The organism is Paragemmobacter straminiformis (assembly GCF_014243445.1).
Lineage (GTDB): Bacteria > Pseudomonadota > Alphaproteobacteria > Rhodobacterales > Rhodobacteraceae > Paragemmobacter > Paragemmobacter straminiformis.
Window position 1 is genome coordinate 393050 of sequence record NZ_JACLQD010000001.1, and the last position, 16634, is coordinate 409683.

General features: G+C 66.2%; 17 protein-coding genes and 1 tRNA gene. 5 read left to right on the forward strand and 13 right to left on the reverse strand.

What is annotated here, in order from left to right:
- Nucleotides 1-43: 43 nt before the first annotated feature.
- From H7F16_RS01795 to H7F16_RS01820, 6 genes are all read right to left on the reverse strand, one after another.
- Entirely contained in the window at nt 44-1096 is a 1053-nt protein-coding gene (locus H7F16_RS01795; RefSeq protein ID WP_185795839.1) for a PstS family phosphate ABC transporter substrate-binding protein, read from the reverse strand.
- Between the two features lie 176 nt (nt 1097-1272).
- On the reverse strand, nt 1273-1920 hold the full coding sequence (locus H7F16_RS01800) for an aspartate/glutamate racemase family protein (protein ID WP_185795840.1): 648 nt from the start codon (nt 1918-1920) through the stop codon (nt 1273-1275).
- Nucleotides 1920-2756 carry an ABC transporter permease gene (locus tag H7F16_RS01805; protein ID WP_185795841.1) on the reverse strand — a complete coding sequence of 279 codons (837 nt, stop codon included), beginning with the start codon at nt 2754-2756 and terminating at the stop codon, nt 1920-1922. The genes H7F16_RS01800 and H7F16_RS01805 overlap by 1 nt, the downstream gene beginning before the upstream one ends.
- A 1-nt stretch (nt 2757) precedes the next feature.
- Nucleotides 2758-3621: an ABC transporter permease subunit gene (locus tag H7F16_RS01810; RefSeq protein ID WP_185795842.1), complete on the reverse strand. Its 864-nt coding sequence runs from the start codon at nt 3619-3621 to the stop codon at nt 2758-2760.
- A gap of 113 nt (nt 3622-3734) precedes the next feature.
- On the reverse strand, nt 3735-5000 hold the full coding sequence (locus H7F16_RS01815) for an ABC transporter substrate-binding protein (RefSeq protein WP_185795843.1): 1266 nt from the start codon (nt 4998-5000) through the stop codon (nt 3735-3737).
- A gap of 40 nt (nt 5001-5040) precedes the next feature.
- On the reverse strand, nt 5041-6018 hold the full coding sequence (locus tag H7F16_RS01820; protein ID WP_185795844.1) for an ABC transporter ATP-binding protein: 978 nt from the start codon (nt 6016-6018) through the stop codon (nt 5041-5043).
- 239 nt (nt 6019-6257) lie between these two features.
- On the opposite strand from H7F16_RS01820, the gene H7F16_RS01825 reads away from it, so the two are divergent.
- The 4 genes from H7F16_RS01825 to H7F16_RS01840 all read left to right on the forward strand — a co-directional run bounded on the left by H7F16_RS01825 (nt 6258) and on the right by H7F16_RS01840 (nt 10265).
- Nucleotides 6258-6947 (forward strand): GntR family transcriptional regulator, encoded by a 690-nt coding sequence (locus tag H7F16_RS01825; protein WP_185795845.1) that lies wholly within the window; start codon nt 6258-6260, stop codon nt 6945-6947.
- Between the two features lie 173 nt (nt 6948-7120).
- Nucleotides 7121-8365: an efflux RND transporter periplasmic adaptor subunit gene (locus tag H7F16_RS01830; protein ID WP_185795846.1), complete on the forward strand. Its 1245-nt coding sequence runs from the start codon at nt 7121-7123 to the stop codon at nt 8363-8365.
- Nucleotides 8362-9060, forward strand: coding sequence for an ABC transporter ATP-binding protein (locus tag H7F16_RS01835; RefSeq protein WP_185795847.1), 699 nt, complete (start codon nt 8362-8364; stop codon nt 9058-9060). The genes H7F16_RS01830 and H7F16_RS01835 overlap by 4 nt, the downstream gene beginning before the upstream one ends.
- Nucleotides 9060-10265 (forward strand): ABC transporter permease, encoded by a 1206-nt coding sequence (locus H7F16_RS01840; protein ID WP_185795848.1) that lies wholly within the window; start codon nt 9060-9062, stop codon nt 10263-10265. The genes H7F16_RS01835 and H7F16_RS01840 overlap by 1 nt, the downstream gene beginning before the upstream one ends.
- A 1-nt stretch (nt 10266) precedes the next feature.
- Here the strand turns inward: H7F16_RS01840 and H7F16_RS01845 are convergent, their stop codons facing one another.
- The 6 genes from H7F16_RS01845 to H7F16_RS01870 all read right to left on the reverse strand — a co-directional run bounded on the left by H7F16_RS01845 (nt 10267) and on the right by H7F16_RS01870 (nt 15553).
- Complete coding sequence (locus tag H7F16_RS01845) at nt 10267-11043, reverse strand: pyrroline-5-carboxylate reductase (protein WP_185795849.1); 777 nt, start codon at nt 11041-11043, stop codon at nt 10267-10269.
- Nucleotides 11036-11731, reverse strand: coding sequence for an SDR family oxidoreductase (locus tag H7F16_RS01850; protein WP_185795850.1), 696 nt, complete (start codon nt 11729-11731; stop codon nt 11036-11038). Before H7F16_RS01850 ends, H7F16_RS01845 begins: the two co-directional genes overlap by 8 nt.
- Nucleotides 11732-11843: 112 nt before the next feature.
- Entirely contained in the window at nt 11844-12917 is a 1074-nt protein-coding gene (locus tag H7F16_RS01855; protein ID WP_185795851.1) for a maleylacetate reductase, read from the reverse strand.
- A 24-nt stretch (nt 12918-12941) separates the two neighbouring features.
- Nucleotides 12942-14144 carry a 3-oxoadipyl-CoA thiolase gene (gene pcaF / locus H7F16_RS01860; protein ID WP_185795852.1) on the reverse strand — a complete coding sequence of 401 codons (1203 nt, stop codon included), beginning with the start codon at nt 14142-14144 and terminating at the stop codon, nt 12942-12944.
- Between the two features lie 12 nt (nt 14145-14156).
- Nucleotides 14157-14822, reverse strand: a complete 666-nt coding sequence (locus H7F16_RS01865) for a 3-oxoacid CoA-transferase subunit B (protein ID WP_185795853.1) — start codon at nt 14820-14822, stop codon at nt 14157-14159.
- Nucleotides 14819-15553, reverse strand: a complete 735-nt coding sequence (locus H7F16_RS01870; protein WP_185795854.1) for a 3-oxoacid CoA-transferase subunit A — start codon at nt 15551-15553, stop codon at nt 14819-14821. Before H7F16_RS01870 ends, H7F16_RS01865 begins: the two co-directional genes overlap by 4 nt.
- A gap of 111 nt (nt 15554-15664) precedes the next feature.
- Here H7F16_RS01870 and H7F16_RS01875 point away from each other — a divergent pair, with 111 nt between their 5' ends.
- Nucleotides 15665-16423 carry an IclR family transcriptional regulator domain-containing protein gene (locus H7F16_RS01875; protein WP_185795855.1) on the forward strand — a complete coding sequence of 253 codons (759 nt, stop codon included), beginning with the start codon at nt 15665-15667 and terminating at the stop codon, nt 16421-16423.
- A gap of 87 nt (nt 16424-16510) precedes the next feature.
- Here the strand turns inward: H7F16_RS01875 and H7F16_RS01880 are convergent.
- Nucleotides 16511-16587: transfer RNA gene (locus tag H7F16_RS01880), tRNA-Arg, on the reverse strand.
- Between the last annotated feature and the right edge of the window lie 47 nt (nt 16588-16634).

A 16634-nucleotide genomic window follows, 5' to 3' on the forward strand; every position in this document is an offset into this window, starting at 1 on the left:
AGCAAAGGACGGGGGCGGCAGATGTGCCGCCCCCCGTTTCAACTTATTCCAGCGGCCCCATGACCGTCTCGGCGGCCACGGCGGCCTGCGTCGCGGCCAGCTCCGGATCGGGGACCAGACCGTATTGGGTCAACTCGCCCTCGGGTCCGACCATATCGTCCGAAACGAAGAACTCGATGTATTCCTTAAGGCCGGGGATCACGCCGATATGCTGCTTTTTCACATACATGAACAGCGGGCGCGACACGGGGTATTCCCCGCTCGACACCGTCTCGACCGAAGGCGTCACACCCGAAACGGTGGCCACTTTCAGCTTGTCGGTGTTGTTTTCGTAGAAGGACAGACCAAACACGCCGATCGCGGTCGGGTTCGCCTCAAGCCGTGCCAGCGTCTCGGTATAGTCGCCGTCGATGTCGACCGAAGCGCCATCGGTGCGGGTTTCGAAGCAGGCGGCCTCGGCCTCTTTCTTCTTGGCCTCGTCATCGGCGCCGGTCGAAGCGGCAAGGTAAAGGTCATAGGCGCCGTTGGCCTTGCAGCCTTCGAGCAGAACCTTGAGGTCGAACACCTCGCGCGTGCCGTGCTTGGTGCCGGGGATGAAGGCAAGGATATCCTGCGCCGGAAGGGCCGCGTTCACATCGGACCACTGCTTTGCGGCATTGGCGGCCAAAGCGCCGTCCTTGGCCACGTTCTTGCCCAGCGCAAGGAACACATCCGAAGGGGTCAGGGCGAAATCGGCCCCGTCCACGGCGCTGGCAAAGACGATCCCGTCATAGCCGATGCGGATTTCCATGATATCGGTGACGCCGTTCTTGGCGCATTCGTCGATGTCCGACTGCTTGATCCGGCTGGACGAGTTGGCGACGTCGATGGTGTTTTCGCCCACGCCTTCGCACAGTTTCTTGCGGCCAGCACCCGAACCGCCGCCTTCGACGACGGGGGTCGGGAAGTCGAAGTTCTCGCCGAAGGCTTCGGCAACGATGGTGGCATAGGGCAGCACGGTCGAGGAACCGGCGACTTGCAGGTTGTCGCGGGCTTCGGCGGCGCCGGCCGCAGCCAGCACGGCCAGGGCCGAAACGGTGAATTTCAGGACGGTCATGGATCTCTCCTTCTAGGGCGACCGCAATCTCTCGCGGCTTCGCCATCTGCCTAGCGGGGGTCTATGACGCCTACGTAATAGGTTTATGACAGTTTTGTTGCAAAAGGCCCCGCGCCCCTTGGGCCGGAACGGGCGGGCCTTTGCACGTTTTGCGCCTAACGCCTTGTTCTGGCGACCTAATCCCGCACCAAGGCTTGGGCAAGCCGCGCCGACGCGGCCACGCCGTCGATCAGCACAAGCCCGGTTTTGTCACGAAGCGCGGGCAAAAGCGGGGCCATTCCCGCGCATCCCAGCACCGCCGCACCGATTCCGTCCTGCGATTCGGCGGCTGCGATCTCGGCGGCCAGCCGTGCGACCGTCGCGGGGCTGCCCTCGTCCACCTCGAGCACCCGCAACCCCGAGGCGCGGACCGCAGCGCATATCCCGCCAAAGCCGTAGCCCTCGATGTTGCCTGCGATCACCGGCACCGAAACCGCCAGCGTGGTGACCACCGAAAAGCGGTGCCCCAGCAAGGCGGCCATATGGAACGCCGCCTGCCCGATGCCGATCACGGGGCAATGCGCAGCCCTGCGGATTTCGGCCAGCCCCGTGTCGTCGAAACAGGCGATCACGATGCAACCCACGCCTTCGCGCCGCGCGGCGGGCAACAGCGCCAGCACCCCTGCCACCGCCGCCGCGCCATCCTCGGGCCCCTGTATCGCGGGCGGCCCGTCATGGTTGGTCCAGCCGATCACCTCGGCCTGCGGCACCGCCGCGCGGGCCACCGCGACCACGCCTTCGGTCATCGAAACCGTGGCATTGGGGTTGATGTACAAAAGCCGCATCACACAGCCTTGCCCGCATCCGACCCGTGCCGCGCCCGCCTGCGGTTCATCACCCAGACCGAGACGAGGAAGGCCGCGATGACCACAAAGGAAAAGGCCGTCGTCAGCGTGCCCAGCGCAAAGATCACCGGCGTCGTGACATTCGTCGTCATCCCGTAAATCTCGAGCGGCAGCGTGTTGTAGGACCCCGAGGTCAGCAGCATCCGCGCGAATTCGTCGTAAGACAGGGTAAAGCCGAACAGCGCCACCCCCATCAGCGAGGGCGCGATGATCGGCAGCACCACATGCCGCACCACCTGCCACGCGCTGGCCCCCTGGTCGCGGGCGGCCTCTTCATAGGCGGGGTTGAAGCGGTTGAAGACCGCGAACATCACCAAAAGCCCGAAAGGCAGCGTCCATGTCAACTGCGCCCCGAACCCCGATGTCGCCCAGTGGATCGGCACCCCCGCCTGCGTGAACACCAGCCCCACCCCGAGCGAGATCAGGATTGACGGGATCACCAGCGCCGTGATCACCAGATAGAACAGCACCGCCGACCCCCTGAACCGCTTGCGGAACGCCAGCCCCCCCATGACCGACACGACGATGGTCGTGACCATCACCATCAGCCCCAGCGCGAACGAGCGGCGGAAACTGCCCCAGATATCGCCCACGGCCTGCGTCTCGAACAGTTCGTGAAACCAGTTCAGCGACACCCCCTGCATCGGAAATGTCAGCCCGCCCCCCGGGCCCTGAAAGCTCAGGATGCCGATGGTGATCGTGGGGCCGTAAAGGAACAGGACGTAAAGCCCGAAGAAGGTGGCAAGGACGTAAAAGCTGCGCGGTCTCGGTTCCATCTCACAACTCCTTGCGGATATCGACAAGCCGCAGCAGCAGGCCCACCACCATCAGCACCGTGACAAGCAGCACCACCGCCGTGGCCGAGGCCGAGGGGTATTGCAGCAGCCCCACATCGTTGGAAATCAGCCGCCCCACATTGGCCGACTGCGACCCCGACATGAAACGCACGGTGACGAAATCGCCCATCACCAGCGTCAGGACAAAGATCGTCCCGATCATGATGCCGGGTTTCGTCAGCGGGATGATCACATTCCACAGGATCTGCGCGCCCGAAGCGCCCGCATCCCGCGCCGCCTCGATCAGGCTGCGGTCGATCCGCATCATCGTGTTCAGGATCGGGATGACCATGAAGATCGTGTTGATATGGACAAAGGCAAGGATCACCGAAAAGTCGGAAAACAGCAGCCATTCCAGCGGCTGGTCGATCACGCCCATCGACAAAAGCGTGGAATTGGCAATTCCGTTGCGGCCCAGAAACGGAATCCAGCTGATCATGCGGATCACGTTCGACGTCCAGAAAGGCACGGTGCAAATCAGCGCCAGCGCGATCTGCCATGTCAGGGTGCGCACGTGGAAGGCAAGGAAATAGGCCACCGTAAAGCCGACCCCCAGCGTCAGCGCCCATGTGATCAGCGCATAGCGGAAGGTGTTCCAGAACACGTCATAGGTGACCGCCGAGCCGAAGAGGAATTCATAATTCTCGAAACTGAAGGCCGGCACGATCGAGAATTCGGTCGCCTGCCAGAAACTGACCACCGCAATCATGACGACCGGCAGGATCAGGAACACCGCCAGCACCAGCACAAGGGGCGCGGCCAGCAACCAGCCCGTCACATCGGCAGATTTGAGAAGTCTTTGCACGGCGCTCTCCGGCACTTGTCGGGAAAGGCCCCCCGCAAGACGGGGGGCGCAGGCTTTGCCAGGGGCGCAACGCAAGGATTTTCCTGAAAATCCTTGCGCCGCACCGCCACCGCTCAGGCGGCGATGAACTCGTTCCACTTGCGGACCATGTACTGGTTCTCGTCCATGACCGAATTCCAGCAGGCCACCTTGCCCATGCGGTCATAAAAGGCCCCGCCGTCGCGCGTGTCGCCCGCACCTGCCAGCTTGTCGCCGAAGGGGTTGGTGATGTCGCCCGCAGCGGCCTTGCCTTCGAACCAGTAGCCCCATTCGTCGGCGGTCATGAACTCTTTCGAGGTTTCCGGCACCGCCGAGTAATAGCCCTGACGCATCAGGAAACCGCCGACCCAGCCCGAGAGATACCAGTTGATGTATTCATAGGCCGCATCCAGCGCCACGCCCGACAGGTTGGCCGACAGCCCGATGCCGCCACCCCACGAGCGGTAGCCCTCTTTCAGCGGCTGGTAGACGCAAGGGATACCCTTGGATTTGACGGCGGTGATCGCGGGCGACCACATCGACTGGATCACCACCTCGCCCGAGGCCATCAGGTTCACGGATTCGTCGAACGACTTCCAGAAGGCGCGGAACTGTCCCGCCTTCTTGGCCTCGGTAAAGATCGCCATCGTCTTGTCGATCTCCTCCTTGGTCATGTTGCCCTTGTCGCCATACTGGATGGCGCCCATCGCCTCGCAGACCATCGCGGCGTCCATGATGCCGATGGACGAGATGTCGAGGATCGAGGCCTTGCCCTTGAACTCGGGGTTCAACAGCTCGGTCCAGCTTTCGATGGGGCGGCCGATCAGGTCGGGGCGGATGCCCAGCGTGTCGGCGTTGTAGATCGTGGGGATCAGCGTCATCCAGCCCGATTCCTCGGCCACGAAATCCGTGCCGCCCGGCCCCGAGGTGAAGCCCACCGTATGCGGAGCCGTGCCTTGGGCGATGGTCGATTCCGGCGTCAGCTTGCCGTTGCGGAAGATGCCCACGATCTTGTCGTAATTGGCGATCTTCTTGGTATCCATCGCCTGCAGGTTTCCGGTCGGCCAGACCTTCTTGCAGATCCAGTATTCGATATCGGCAATGTCGAAACTGTCGGGCTGGGTCGCGGCGCGCTGCGTCACGGCGTCGGAATCGAGCGCCGTCATTTCCAGCGTGAAGCCAAGGTCCTCTTTCACCTTGGCCGCCACCTCGTTCAGGTTGGAAACGCCCGTGCCGAACTGGCGCAGCGTGATGTCCTTGATGTCCTGCGCCCAGATCATCGGCGCGGGAAAGGCCGAAGCGGCAAGGGCGGCAGCGCCCCCCTTCAGCAGGCTGCGGCGGCTGTAATGGTTCTTTTTCATTGCATTCGTTCCTCTGACTGTTGGTTTCTTTTTCGGGCTTTCAGGCGGAAAGGCGGTGCAACCGCCCTTCGTCCCAGGCAAGGCGCACGGCATCGCCGGGGGATTTCGGATCCGCGAAGAACTGCTCTTCGGGAATAAGGGCGAGAATGTCCTGATCGCCCGCCGCGCGGGCCGTCAGCGCGACATGCGCACCCTGGAACTCGACCGAGGTCACGACCGCCTCGGCCCCCTGCGCGGCAAGGCGCACGGCATCGGCGCGGATGGCGAAACGCCCCTGCGGCAGGGCCAGCACATTGTGCCCGCCCATGAAGCGCGCCACGAATTCGGTCTGCGGCGCGTTGAACACATCGCGCGCGCTGCCCGCCTGTTCGATCCGGGCGCTGTTCATCACCACGATCTCGTCGGCCAGCGCCAGCGCCTCGTCCTGCCCGTGGGTGACGTGGATGAAGGAAATCCCCAACTCGCGTTGCAGCCGCTTCAACTCGGCCCGCATCCGGATACGCAGGAACGGGTCGAGCGCGGACAAGGGTTCGTCCAAAAGCAGCACCTGCGGATCGGTGATCAGCGCCCGCGCCAGCGCCACGCGCTGCTGCTGCCCGCCCGAAAGCTGCGCCGGAAGCCGCGCGGCAAGCGCCGTCATATCGACCAGCTCCAGCATCTCGCCCGCACGGCGCATCCGCGCGGCCTTGTCCACGCCCTTCATCTTCAGCGAGAAGGCCACGTTCTCGGCCACCGACAGATGCGGAAACAGCGCATAGCTCTGGAACATCATCGCCGTGCCGCGCTGCGCGGGCGGCAGCGCCGACACATCCTTGCCCGACAAAAGGATCGAGCCTTCGGTAATCGCCTCATGCCCCGCGATCATCCGCAGGGTCGAGGATTTGCCGCAGCCCGATGGTCCCAACAGGCAGACATAGCTGCCAGCACGGAACAGATGGCTCACATCCGCCACCGCCACCGCGCCGCCCGCGTACCGCTTCGTCACATGGACGAGTTCAAGGTCATGTCCGCCGCGCATGTCGTCTCCGTCTGGTGCCTTGGGTCCAGTCGAGCGGGCGAAACGCGGCGAAGGGCAGGAAAAACCGCATGGCGGATATGGCGAAACGTCAACTGCCCGCTTTTTGGGCGGCTGTATCCGGTGTGCCGCATAAATTGTCGGCTAAATTGTATACAATAAGCCAGCCGATCCACCACAACACCGCACACCCTTGCAGCTTTTCGTCGAAACCCCCAAGAATCGGGTCAAAGGAGAGCGGTATGGATGACGCGAGCCGCGCGATGGAGGGCAACAGCGAGACGGTGGCAGGCCGCCTTGCGCTGGCCATCCACGAACACCGCCTCGCCCCCGGCACCAAGCTGGTCGAGGACGAGGTGGGCGAGATCTTCGGCGTCTCGCGCACCGTCGTCCGCGCGGCGCTGCAACAGCTTGCGCATGACCGGCTCGTCACGCTCAAGCGCAACCGGGGCGCCAGCGTCGCCCAACCCACCATCCGCGAGGCGCGCGAGGTGTTCGAGGCCCGCGCCCTGCTCGAACCGCGCACCGCCCGCTCGGCCGCAGCCCGCACCACCCCCGCCGATATCGCCCGCCTGCAAAGCCATATCGACGAAGAGCATGATGCCCTTCACGCAGGCGATGCGGGCCGCGCCCTGCGGCTTTCGGGCCTGTTCCACATCGAAATCGCCCGTATCGCCGATCAGGACACGATCTGCGCCTTTGTCACGCAACTCGTGGCGCGCTCGTCGCTCATCATCGCGCTCTACTGGCAGCGGCGGAACGCGCTGTGCGAAAGCCACGCCCACCACGCCCTGCTCCGCGCCCTCGCCGACCATGATGGCGACAGCGCCGAAGAGCTGATGAAAGGCCATCTGCTCGACCTCGTCTCCTCGCTCGACCTGCGCAACCTGCCCGGCCCGCCCCGCACCCTTGCCGAGGCTTTGGGCCGCTGATCGCCCCGCAGCTTCGGCGGCAGCTTGTGTCACAAGGGCGCGAGGCGCGGGCAATTTCCGCCGCAGCCCTTTGCCACATGGAAAATCAGCCCCATGTCGCGACGGAGAAGATGCGGCGTTGCGTATAACCCGCAAAGGCCGCAGCTTGGCCGTGACCTTGTGACGGATATCCGATGACCGACGACAGCACCGACATCTCCCGCCTGATCGCAGGCACGGGCAAATCCCGCAGCCCGTGGCTTTGGGGCGCCGCGATCGCGGCCGTGCTGGCCCTTGGCGGGGCGGGCTGGTGGATGACCGCCCGCAACAGCGTGGCAACCGTCAGCTACGACACCGCCGCCGTCACCCGGGGCGCCCTGACCGTGACCGTCACCGCCACAGGCACCGTGCAGCCGACGACCAAGGTCGATCTGTCGTCCGAACTCTCCGGCACGCTGGTCGCCGTGGGCGTGGACTACAACGACAAGGTGACCAAGGGGCAGGAACTCGCCCGCCTCGACGACACCAAGACCCGCGCGCAGGTCGCCAATGCCGAAGCCTCGGTCGCCGCCGCCCGCGCCCGCGTCACGCAGGCCGAAGCCACCGCGACCGAGAACGCCGCCACCTACGATCTGGCCAAGCAGTTGGAAAAGCGCGGCGTCACCGCGCGGCGCGACTTCATCTCGACCGATGCCGAATACCGCCGCTCGCAAGCCGCCGTCGACATCGCCCGCGCCGACCTCACCGTGGCCGAGGCCAATCTCGAACTCGCCCGCGCCGATCTGGAAAACTCGGTGATCCGCGCGCCCATCGACGGCATCGTGCTGTCGCGCACCGCCGAGGTGGGGCAGATCGTGGCCTCGTCTCTCAACGCGCCCGTCCTTTTCACCCTCGCGGGCGATCTCGCCAAGATGGACCTTCAGGTGGATATTGACGAGGCCGACATCGGCCGCATCGCCACCGGAAACGAAGCCACCTTCACCGTCGACGCCTTCCCCGGCCGCAGCTTTCCCGCCCGCATCGCGCAGGTGCGCTACGCCCCCGAAACCACCGACAACGTGGTGACCTACAAGGCCGTCCTGACGGTCGAAAACCCCGATGGCCTGCTGCGCCCCGGCATGACCGCCACCGCCGCCATCACCGTGGCATCGGTCGATGACAGCCTGATCATCCCCAACGCGGCCCTGCGCTATGCCCCGCCGCAGACCGCCTCGGCCAGCCGTGGCGGCAGCGGCCTGCTCGGTCTCATCATGCCCCGCCGCGGACCGGGCGGCCCTTCGGCCACGGCAGACGGAAAATCCGTCTGGGTCCTGCGCGACGGCACCCCCGTCAACATCCCCGTCACCCCCGGCGAAACCGACGGCCGCCAGACCGCCATCACCGCCGACGGCCTGACCCAAGGCGATGCGGTGATCACCGACCAGAGCGTGGCGCAATGACCCCGTTGATCGAACTGCGCAACGTCACGCGAAGCTATGGCAAGGGCGAGGCCGAGGTGCGCGCCCTCGACGGGGTGAACCTGACCATCGCAGCGGGCGAATTCGTCGCCATCATGGGCCCGTCCGGATCGGGCAAATCGACGGCGATGAACATCATCGGCTGCCTCGACCGCCCGAGCAGCGGGCAATTCCTGTTCAAAGGGGCCGAGTTGCAGGGCCTGAACAACGACCAGCGCGCGCTGATCCGGCGCAATTACCTTGGCTTCGTGTTTCAGGGCTTCAACCTTTTGCCCCGCACGACGGCACTGGAAAACGTCGAACTGCCGCTGATCTACAAGGGCATCGCGCCCGAAGCCCGCCTTTCCGTCGCCCGCGCCGCCCTTGCCAAGGTGGGCTTGCAGGGCCGCGAGGGCCACGACCCCTCCCAGCTTTCGGGCGGCCAGCAGCAGCGCGTCGCCATCGCCCGCGCCCTTGCGGGCAACCCCAGCGTGATCCTCGCCGACGAACCCACCGGCAACCTCGACAGCCACCGCAGCCACGAGATCATGCTGCTCCTGCAAGCCCTCAACCGTGACGAGGGCATCACCATCGTCATGGTCACGCACGAGATGGACATCGCCGCCTATGCGAACCGCCTTGTCGTCTTTACCGACGGGCTGATCACCGGCGACAGCCCCGTCAAGGTCGCCGCCTGATGCTGTGGGAAACCGTCCGCCTCGCCTTTCGGGCGATCATCCGCAACAAGCTGCGCTCTTTTCTGACCGTGCTTGGCGTGGTGATCGGCGTCGCCGCCGTCATCGCTATGGTCACCGTGGGCCAAGGCTCCTCGGCGCAGGTCTCGGCCAATGTCGCAAGCCTCGGCACCAATGTCCTCGTCCTGCGTCCCGGCCGGCAGACGATGGGCCCCGGCCCGCGCGAGGATGCGCCCCAGTTCACCCTGCGCGATGCCGAGGCGCTTTCGGACCTGACCGTTGCCGCCGCCGTCGCCCCCACCACCACCACCGCCGCCACCGTGGTCTTCGGCGGCGCGAACCGTTCGACCCAGATCACCGGATCGACCGCCGGTTACCTTGCCGCCTCGAACTGGCAACTCGCCAAGGGCCGCAGCTTTTCCGAGGCCGAGGAACGCGGCGGCGCGGCGGTCTGCATCATCGGGGAAACCGTGCGCCAGTCGCTCTTTGGCGCGGGCGATCCGGTCGGGCAGGCGATCCGCGTCAAATCCGTCTCCTGCACCGTGATCGGCCTGTTCTCGCCCAAGGGCGCGGGGTCGTTCGGGCAGGATCAGGACGACATCGTCCTGATGCCGATCCGCGCCGTGCAGAAACGGCTGGAAGGCAAGGATGACGTCGAGCGCATCACCGTCGCCCTGAAGAAATCGGTCACCGCCGAACGCGGCACCCGCGACATCCAGAACCTGATGCGCGACCGCCGCCGCATCGGCATCGGCAAGGATGACGACTTCTCGGTCACCAACATGGCCGAAATCGCCTCGATGCTCACCTCGATCAACTCGGTGCTGACGGGGCTTCTGTCCTCGGTCGCCGCCGTATCGCTGCTGGTGGGCGGGATCGGCATCATGAACATCATGCTGGTCTCGGTCACCGAACGCACCCGTGAAATCGGCATCCGTCTGGCGGTGGGCGCGACCTCGGGTCAGGTGCTGACGCAATTCCTGGTCGAGGCGGTGGTGCTGTCCGTCCTCGGCGGGGTGATCGGCATCGCGCTCGGTCTCGCGCTGGCCTATGGCGCCTCGCAATTCATGACGATTCCCTTCGCGCCGCAGGTTTCGGTCGTGGCGCTGGCCTTCTGCTTCTCGGCCTTCATCGGGGTGGTCTTCGGCTTCTTCCCCGCCCGCCGCGCGGCCAAACTCGACCCCATCGACGCGCTGCGCCACCAATAGGCTAGCCGCGCAGCCGCGCCAGAACCGCATCGAGCGCCGCCGCAAGCGCGTCATGCCCGCCGCGCTCGACCAGCACGCGATGCGCCATCTCGTTCAGACCGCCCCTTGTGGAATGCTCCTCGCGCAGCCGCCCGAGCGCCGAGGGATCGGCGCGCAGCACATCGCCCAGCGACCCGAACAGCGCCCGCAGATAGGTGTCCGCATCCGCGGCGGCCACACCTTGCGCCACCATCCAGCCCTGCGCCGCCTCGACCAGCCCGAAATAGCTGCCCATCAGCGCGCTGCCCGTGGCATAGGTGTCGAAATCCGGCAGATGCGCGACCTCGATCACCCCGCCAAGGCTGCGGAACAGCGCGGCCATCGCGGGATCGGGCGGGAAAATCGGCGTCACCCCCTGCCCCGTGGCGACAAAGGGCAAAGGCACCGCCCGCACCACCGATGCCACCGGAACCCGCGCCAGTTCCGCCACCCGCCCCACCGGCAGGCCCGCGACCAGCGACAGCACCCTTTGGCCGGGCCGGAAGGTCAGCGCGGCGATCACCGCTTCGGCCACCTGCGGGCGGATCGCCAGCACCACGCAATCGGCGGCATCGACCACCGCCTGATTGCTGGCCGCCACCGTCACGCCGGAAAACCGCGCCGCAAGCTCGGCCGCCACCGCCGCCCCGCGCGGCGACAGCACGACGGGCCAATCCCGCAAGGCCCCGCCCCGCATCCCTGCAACCATCGCCGCGGTGATCGTGCCTGTCCCGACGAAGCCCAGCACCGTCTCAGACATGCCGCGTCAACCCGCCATCGACCCGCAGGCTTTGTCCGGTGATGTAGCTCGACTCCTCGGTCAGCAGGAAGGCCGCCGCCTTGGCCTGCTCCTCGACCCTGCCGATCCGCTTCATCGCGGCCAGCTCGCCATATTTCGCCACATCGAGACTGTCGGTGAACCCCGGCAACAGGCAGTTCATGCGGATGTTCTTCGGCCCGTAGCGGTCGGCGTATAGCTTGGCAAAGGACGACACCCCCGCGCGATAGACGCAGGATGCCGGAAACCACAGCGACGGCTCGAAAGCCGCATAGGTCGTGACGTTCACGATGGACCCGCCGCCCTGCGCCTCCATGACCGGCGTGACCAGCCGCGCCATCCGCACGACCGATTTGACGATCATGTCATTGGCCAGATCCCAGTTCTCGTCGGTGATCTCGAGCAGATCGCCCTTGGGCGGGTGGCCGGTATGGTTCAGCACCGCATCGATCCGGCCATACGAGGCCATCGCCAGATCGACAATTCCCTTAAGGTCGTCGGCGCTTTGCGCAACACCCCGCCGCGCCACACCGCCAAGCTCGCGCGCCAGCGTCTCGCAATTCTCCGAAGGCGACATCAGCGCAAGCCTGTAGCCGCGCGCGTGCATCTCGCGCGCCACCGCCGCGCCGATGCCCCGCCCGCCACCCGTGACCAGACAAACCTTATCCATTTCCGTCTCCCGCGCGCCGCGCAAATCATAGGGCGACTGCCGCCCTGCCCGCGCCAAGATGCCTGTGGCGGGCGGCAACGGAAAGCCCCTAACGCAGCGGTCGGGCCTTCGCCTATGCGGCGGGGCGGTCGCCCTGCCATGCGGCCTGCAACAGGGCGCGCAGCGCGGCCTTGTCCAGCGGGCGCGGGTTCCAATAGGCATTCCGCGTGGCAATCTCGGCCGCCTTGTCCAGGTCGGCTTCCGCCATGCCCAGATCGCGCAACGCGAGCGGCGCCTTCATCGCCACGGCGAAATCGTAAAGCCCATCGCCCGCGCTGGCGGCCCCGAAAAGTGCTGCCACCGGCGCCAGTTCGGCCGCCGCCGCTTGCTGGTTATAGGCGATGGCATGGGGCAGGATCACCGCATGGGTTTCGGCATGCGGCAGATCGAAACTGCCGCCCAGCGTGTGGCACAGCTTGTGATGCAGCGCCATGCCGACCTGCCCCAGCACGGTGCCGCAAAGCCACGCGCCGTAAAGCGTCTCGCCCCGCGCGGCCAGATCGTCGGGATTGTCCATCACGCGCGGCAGCGCATCGCGGAACGCCCGTATCCCCTCGATCGCCATAAGCGACGAAATCGGCGAGCGGTTCTGCGCGTAAAGCCCTTCGGCGGCATGGGCCATCGCGTTCAGCGCGCTTGTCACCGTCATGCCGACCGGCAGGCTGCGCACCAGTTCGGCGTCATACAAGATCACCTCGGGCTGCACCTTGGCCGAGGTGAGCGTGGTCTTCAGCCCGTTCTCGGTCTGGCCCAGAATGGCGGTCGCCTCCGATCCGGCATAGGTCGTCGGCACCACGATCTGCGGCAGGTCGCTGCGCAGGGCGATGGCCTTGCCCAGCCCCGTCGTCGACCCGCCCCCCACCGAAACCACGCAATCGGCCCGAAGCGCGCGCGCCAGTTCCGTCGCCTCCTCGCTGATGGCGACAGGCGTGTGCATCGCGGCCTTGGAGAATACGCCCACCGCCCGCGCCCCCAGACGCGCGGCGAATTCCGCGCCGGTATCGGCCTGTTGCGGGGTCGTCAGAACCAGCGCACGGCCCAGCCCCATCCGCTCCATCTCTTCCCCGACAGCATGGCGGACACCCGCCCCGAACCGCACGCGCACGGCGGCGCTGTTGGCCGAAAACTCCGGCTGGAACAAAGACATGCCCGCTCTCCTGTTCAGTTTGGATCAGACCCGTTCCAGCGCGATGGCAATGCCCTGTCCCACGCCGATGCACATGGTCGACAGCGACCGCCGCCCCCCCGTCAGCGCCAGTTGCAGCGCCGCCGTTCCGGTGATGCGCGCGCCCGACATGCCCAAGGGATGGCCCAGCGCGATGGCCCCGCCATTGGGGTTCACCCGCGCGTCGTCATCCGCGATGCCCAGTTGGCGCAGCGTTGCCAGACCCTGGCTCGCGAAAGCCTCGTTCAACTCGATCACGTCAAAATCGGCCTGCGTCAGACCAAGCCGCGCCATCAGCTTGGCGCTGGCAGGGGCAGGCCCGATTCCCATGATGCGCGGCGGAACGCCGGCGACGGCCCCGCCAAGCACCCGCGCGACCGGTGTCAGCCCGTGCCGCTTGGCCGCCGCTTCCGATGCAAGGATCAGCGCCGCCGCCCCGTCATTCACGCCACTGGCATTGCCCGCCGTGACCGTGCCGCCCTTGCGGAAGGGCGTGCCAAGCTTGGCCAGCGCCTCGATCGTCGTCGCGCGCGGATGTTCGTCCTGCGCCACGACGACCGCCTCGCCCTTGCGCTGCGGAATGGTGACCGGCGTGATCTCGCGCGCCAGCCGCCCGTTGGCCTGCGCCTCCGAGGCCTTCGCCTGCGACCGCAGGGCAAAGGCGTCCTGATCGGCGCGGCTGATGCCGAAATCCTCGGCCACGTTCTCGGCCGTCTCGGGCATGGAATCGGTGCCGTAGGCCGCCTGCATCAGCGGGTTGACGAAACGCCAGCCGATGGTGGTGTCGTAGATCTCGGCGTTGCGCGAAAAGGCCGCGTCGGCCTTGGGCATGACAAAGGGCGCGCGGCTCATGCTTTCCACCCCACCCGCGATCATCAACCCGGCCTCGCCCGCCCTGATCGTGCGCGCGGCGGTCAGGATCGCATCCATCCCCGACCCGCACAGACGGTTGATCGTCGTCCCCGTGACCCCGACGGGCAGCCCCGCCAGCAGCGCCGACATGCGGGCCACGTCGCGGTTGTCCTCGCCCGCCTGATTGGCGCAACCGAAGATCACATCGTCCACCGCCTCCCAGTCGAGGGCGGCATGCCGCGCCATCAGCGCCCGCAGCGGCACGGCGCCCAGATCATCGGCGCGGACCGAGGAAAGCGAACCGCCGAAACGGCCGATGGGCGTGCGGATATAGTCACAGATGAAAACGTCGGTCATCGTCGGTTCCGTTCAAAGGCTGGGCGCGACCAGATCGGCCACAGGCTGCGGGGCATGAAGCGTCGCCCCCGTCATGGATTGCAACTCGTCAAAGGACAGTCCGGCCAGCTTCTCGCGCAGCACGAAGTGCCCGCTCTCGATATCGATCACCGCGTGGCTCGTATAGATGCGCGTCACGCAGCCGACCCCTGTCAGCGGCAGGGAACAGCGCTGCACCAGCTTGGGCTTGCCGTCCTTGGTCACGTGATCGGTGATCACCGCCACCCGCTTCGCCCCATGCACAAGGTCCATCGCCCCGCCCACGGCAGGCACGCCCTTGGGGCCTGTCGACCAATTCGCCAGATCGCCGGTCTCGGCCACCTCGTAGGCCCCAAGAATCGCCACGTCGAGATGCCCGCCACGCACCATCGCAAAGCTGTCGGCATGGTGGAAAAACGCCGTTCCGGGCTTGATCGTCACGGCTTTCTTGCCCGCGTTGATCAGATCCCAGTCCTCGCTCCCCGCCGCCGGAGCCTCGCCAAAGCCGAGGATGCCGTTTTCGGTGTGAAAGATCGCCTGCCGTCCGGGGGGCTGGAACTTGGCCACCATTTCGGGAAAGCCGATGCCGAGGTTGACATAAGCGCCGTCCTCGATGTCCTGCGCCGCGCGCCATGCGATCTGTGTGGCGGAAAGTTTCATGCCGCAGCCTCCGGATAGACCGCGCCCATGCGGTTCAGAGTTTCTTCCTGCGCGGGCTTCGCCACCTCGACCACGCCCTGCACGAAGATGCCGGGGGTGATCACCGCCTCGGGGTCGATCTCGCCGGGGGCGACGATCCGCGAGACCTGCACGATGGTCGTCGCCGCCGCCATGCACATCAGCGGGTTGAAATTCCGCGCCGCCATCCGGTAGGTCAGATTGCCCAGACGGTCGCCCAGATGCGCCTTGACCAATGCGACATCGGCCTTGAGCCAGCGTTCCTGCACATAGGACCGCCCGTCGAACACCTCGACCGGCTTTCCCTGTGCCAGATCGGTGCCAAAGCTCGTCGGCGTGTAAAACGCCGGAATCCCCGCCCCGCCCGCACGGATGCGTTCGGCCAGCGTGCCCTGCGGCACCAGTTCAAGCTCGATCTTTCCGGCAAGGTATCGCTCGGTAAAGACCACCGGATCGGCCGACCGCGGAAAAGAGCAGATCAGCTTTCGCACCATGCCCTGTTCGATCAGCGCCGCCAGCCCGACATGGCCATTGCCCGCGTTGTTGTTCACCACCGTCAGATCGCGCGGGTGGCCCGTGGCGACGAAGCGGTCGATCAGCGCGTGTATCAGCTCGATCGGCGCACCCGAACCGCCGAAGCCGCCGATCATCACCGTCGCGCCATCCTTGATGCCCGCCACGGCGGTCGCAAGGTCGGGAAGAGTCTTGTCCATCGGAAACCCCCTCAATCTGCGGCAAGGGATAGGCCACGGACGGGGCTTCCGTCCACCTCATTTGTGCGATATATCATCTTTGTTCACATATCGCACAAAACGGGGCGACGGATGATTTCGGAACGCGATACGATGTCGGGCCTCGCCAAGGGGCTTGCCGTGATCGAAACCTTCGCCGCCGACCGGCCGCGCCAGTCGATCAGCCAGGTGGCCGAGGCAAGCGGCCTCGACCGCGCCACGGCGCGGCGCTGCCTGCTCACCCTCGCCCAGCAAGGCTATGCCGATTACGACGGCAAGTTCTTCACCCTGACCCCGCGCGTGCTGCGCCTTGGCAGCGCCTGCCTTGCGACGATGCCCTTGCCGCAGATCGTGCAACCCCTGCTCGACCGCCTGTCGGACGAGATTGGCGAAAGCTCCTCGGTCTCGATCCTCGACGGCGGGGAAATCGTCTATGTGGCGCGGGCGGCGCAGCGCAAGGTCATGTCCATCGCGCTCATGCCCGGCTCGCGGCTTCCGGCCTATTGCACCTCGATGGGGCGCGTCCTGCTCGCAGGCCTGCCCGAAGCCGAGGCCCGCGCCCTGCTTGGCACGGCCCCGCTGCCCGCCCGCACGCAGCACACGCTGACCGAACCCGCCGCGATCCTGCGGGAATTGGAACAGGCCCGCGCGCAGGGCTACGCCTGCATCGACCAAGAGGTCGAAACCGGCCTGCGCTCGCTCGCCGTGCCGCTGGCCGACAGACGCGGCAAAACCGTCGCCGCGCTGAATGTCGGCTTTCCTGCGGGACCGGAACAGATGTCCGACGCCACCGCCCGCCTGCTGCCCCACCTGCAAAACGTCGCCCGCGAACTGCGCGGCAGCCTCGGCTGACCGCAGGGCTGAACCCCCCGCCCACGGCGATTTCCACCACCAAAGGCGGCAGCCTGCATCTGCACAGGCGTAGGGATTTTGAGGAAATGGCGGACCCGGAGCGATTCGAACGCCCGACCCTCAGATTCGTAGTCTGATGCTCTATCCAGCTGAGCTACGGGTCCGTCTTGGGGCAGCGTTTAGCCCCGCCTCGCGGGGGTTGCAAGGGATA

What these genes read in the sequence shown, in the direction of transcription:
- H7F16_RS01795 (WP_185795839.1), bottom strand. Translation starts at nt 1,096, where the DNA reads ATGACCGTCCTGAAATTCACCGTTTCGGCCCTGGCCGTGCTGGCTGCG.
- H7F16_RS01800 (WP_185795840.1), bottom strand. Translation starts at nt 1,920, where the DNA reads ATGCGGCTTTTGTACATCAACCCCAATGCCACGGTTTCGATGACCGAA.
- H7F16_RS01805 (WP_185795841.1), bottom strand. Translation starts at nt 2,756, where the DNA reads ATGGAACCGAGACCGCGCAGCTTTTACGTCCTTGCCACCTTCTTCGGG.
- H7F16_RS01815 (WP_185795843.1), bottom strand. Translation starts at nt 5,000, where the DNA reads ATGAAAAAGAACCATTACAGCCGCCGCAGCCTGCTGAAGGGGGGCGCT.
- H7F16_RS01820 (WP_185795844.1), bottom strand. Translation starts at nt 6,018, where the DNA reads ATGCGCGGCGGACATGACCTTGAACTCGTCCATGTGACGAAGCGGTAC.
- H7F16_RS01825 (WP_185795845.1), top strand. Translation starts at nt 6,258, where the DNA reads ATGGATGACGCGAGCCGCGCGATGGAGGGCAACAGCGAGACGGTGGCA.
- H7F16_RS01830 (WP_185795846.1), top strand. Translation starts at nt 7,121, where the DNA reads ATGACCGACGACAGCACCGACATCTCCCGCCTGATCGCAGGCACGGGC.
- H7F16_RS01835 (WP_185795847.1), top strand. Translation starts at nt 8,362, where the DNA reads ATGACCCCGTTGATCGAACTGCGCAACGTCACGCGAAGCTATGGCAAG.
- H7F16_RS01840 (WP_185795848.1), top strand. Translation starts at nt 9,060, where the DNA reads ATGCTGTGGGAAACCGTCCGCCTCGCCTTTCGGGCGATCATCCGCAAC.
- H7F16_RS01845 (WP_185795849.1), bottom strand. Translation starts at nt 11,043, where the DNA reads ATGTCTGAGACGGTGCTGGGCTTCGTCGGGACAGGCACGATCACCGCG.
- H7F16_RS01850 (WP_185795850.1), bottom strand. Translation starts at nt 11,731, where the DNA reads ATGGATAAGGTTTGTCTGGTCACGGGTGGCGGGCGGGGCATCGGCGCG.
- H7F16_RS01855 (WP_185795851.1), bottom strand. Translation starts at nt 12,917, where the DNA reads ATGTCTTTGTTCCAGCCGGAGTTTTCGGCCAACAGCGCCGCCGTGCGC.
- pcaF (WP_185795852.1), bottom strand. Translation starts at nt 14,144, where the DNA reads ATGACCGACGTTTTCATCTGTGACTATATCCGCACGCCCATCGGCCGT.
- H7F16_RS01865 (WP_185795853.1), bottom strand. Translation starts at nt 14,822, where the DNA reads ATGAAACTTTCCGCCACACAGATCGCATGGCGCGCGGCGCAGGACATC.
- H7F16_RS01870 (WP_185795854.1), bottom strand. Translation starts at nt 15,553, where the DNA reads ATGGACAAGACTCTTCCCGACCTTGCGACCGCCGTGGCGGGCATCAAG.
- H7F16_RS01875 (WP_185795855.1), top strand. Translation starts at nt 15,665, where the DNA reads ATGATTTCGGAACGCGATACGATGTCGGGCCTCGCCAAGGGGCTTGCC.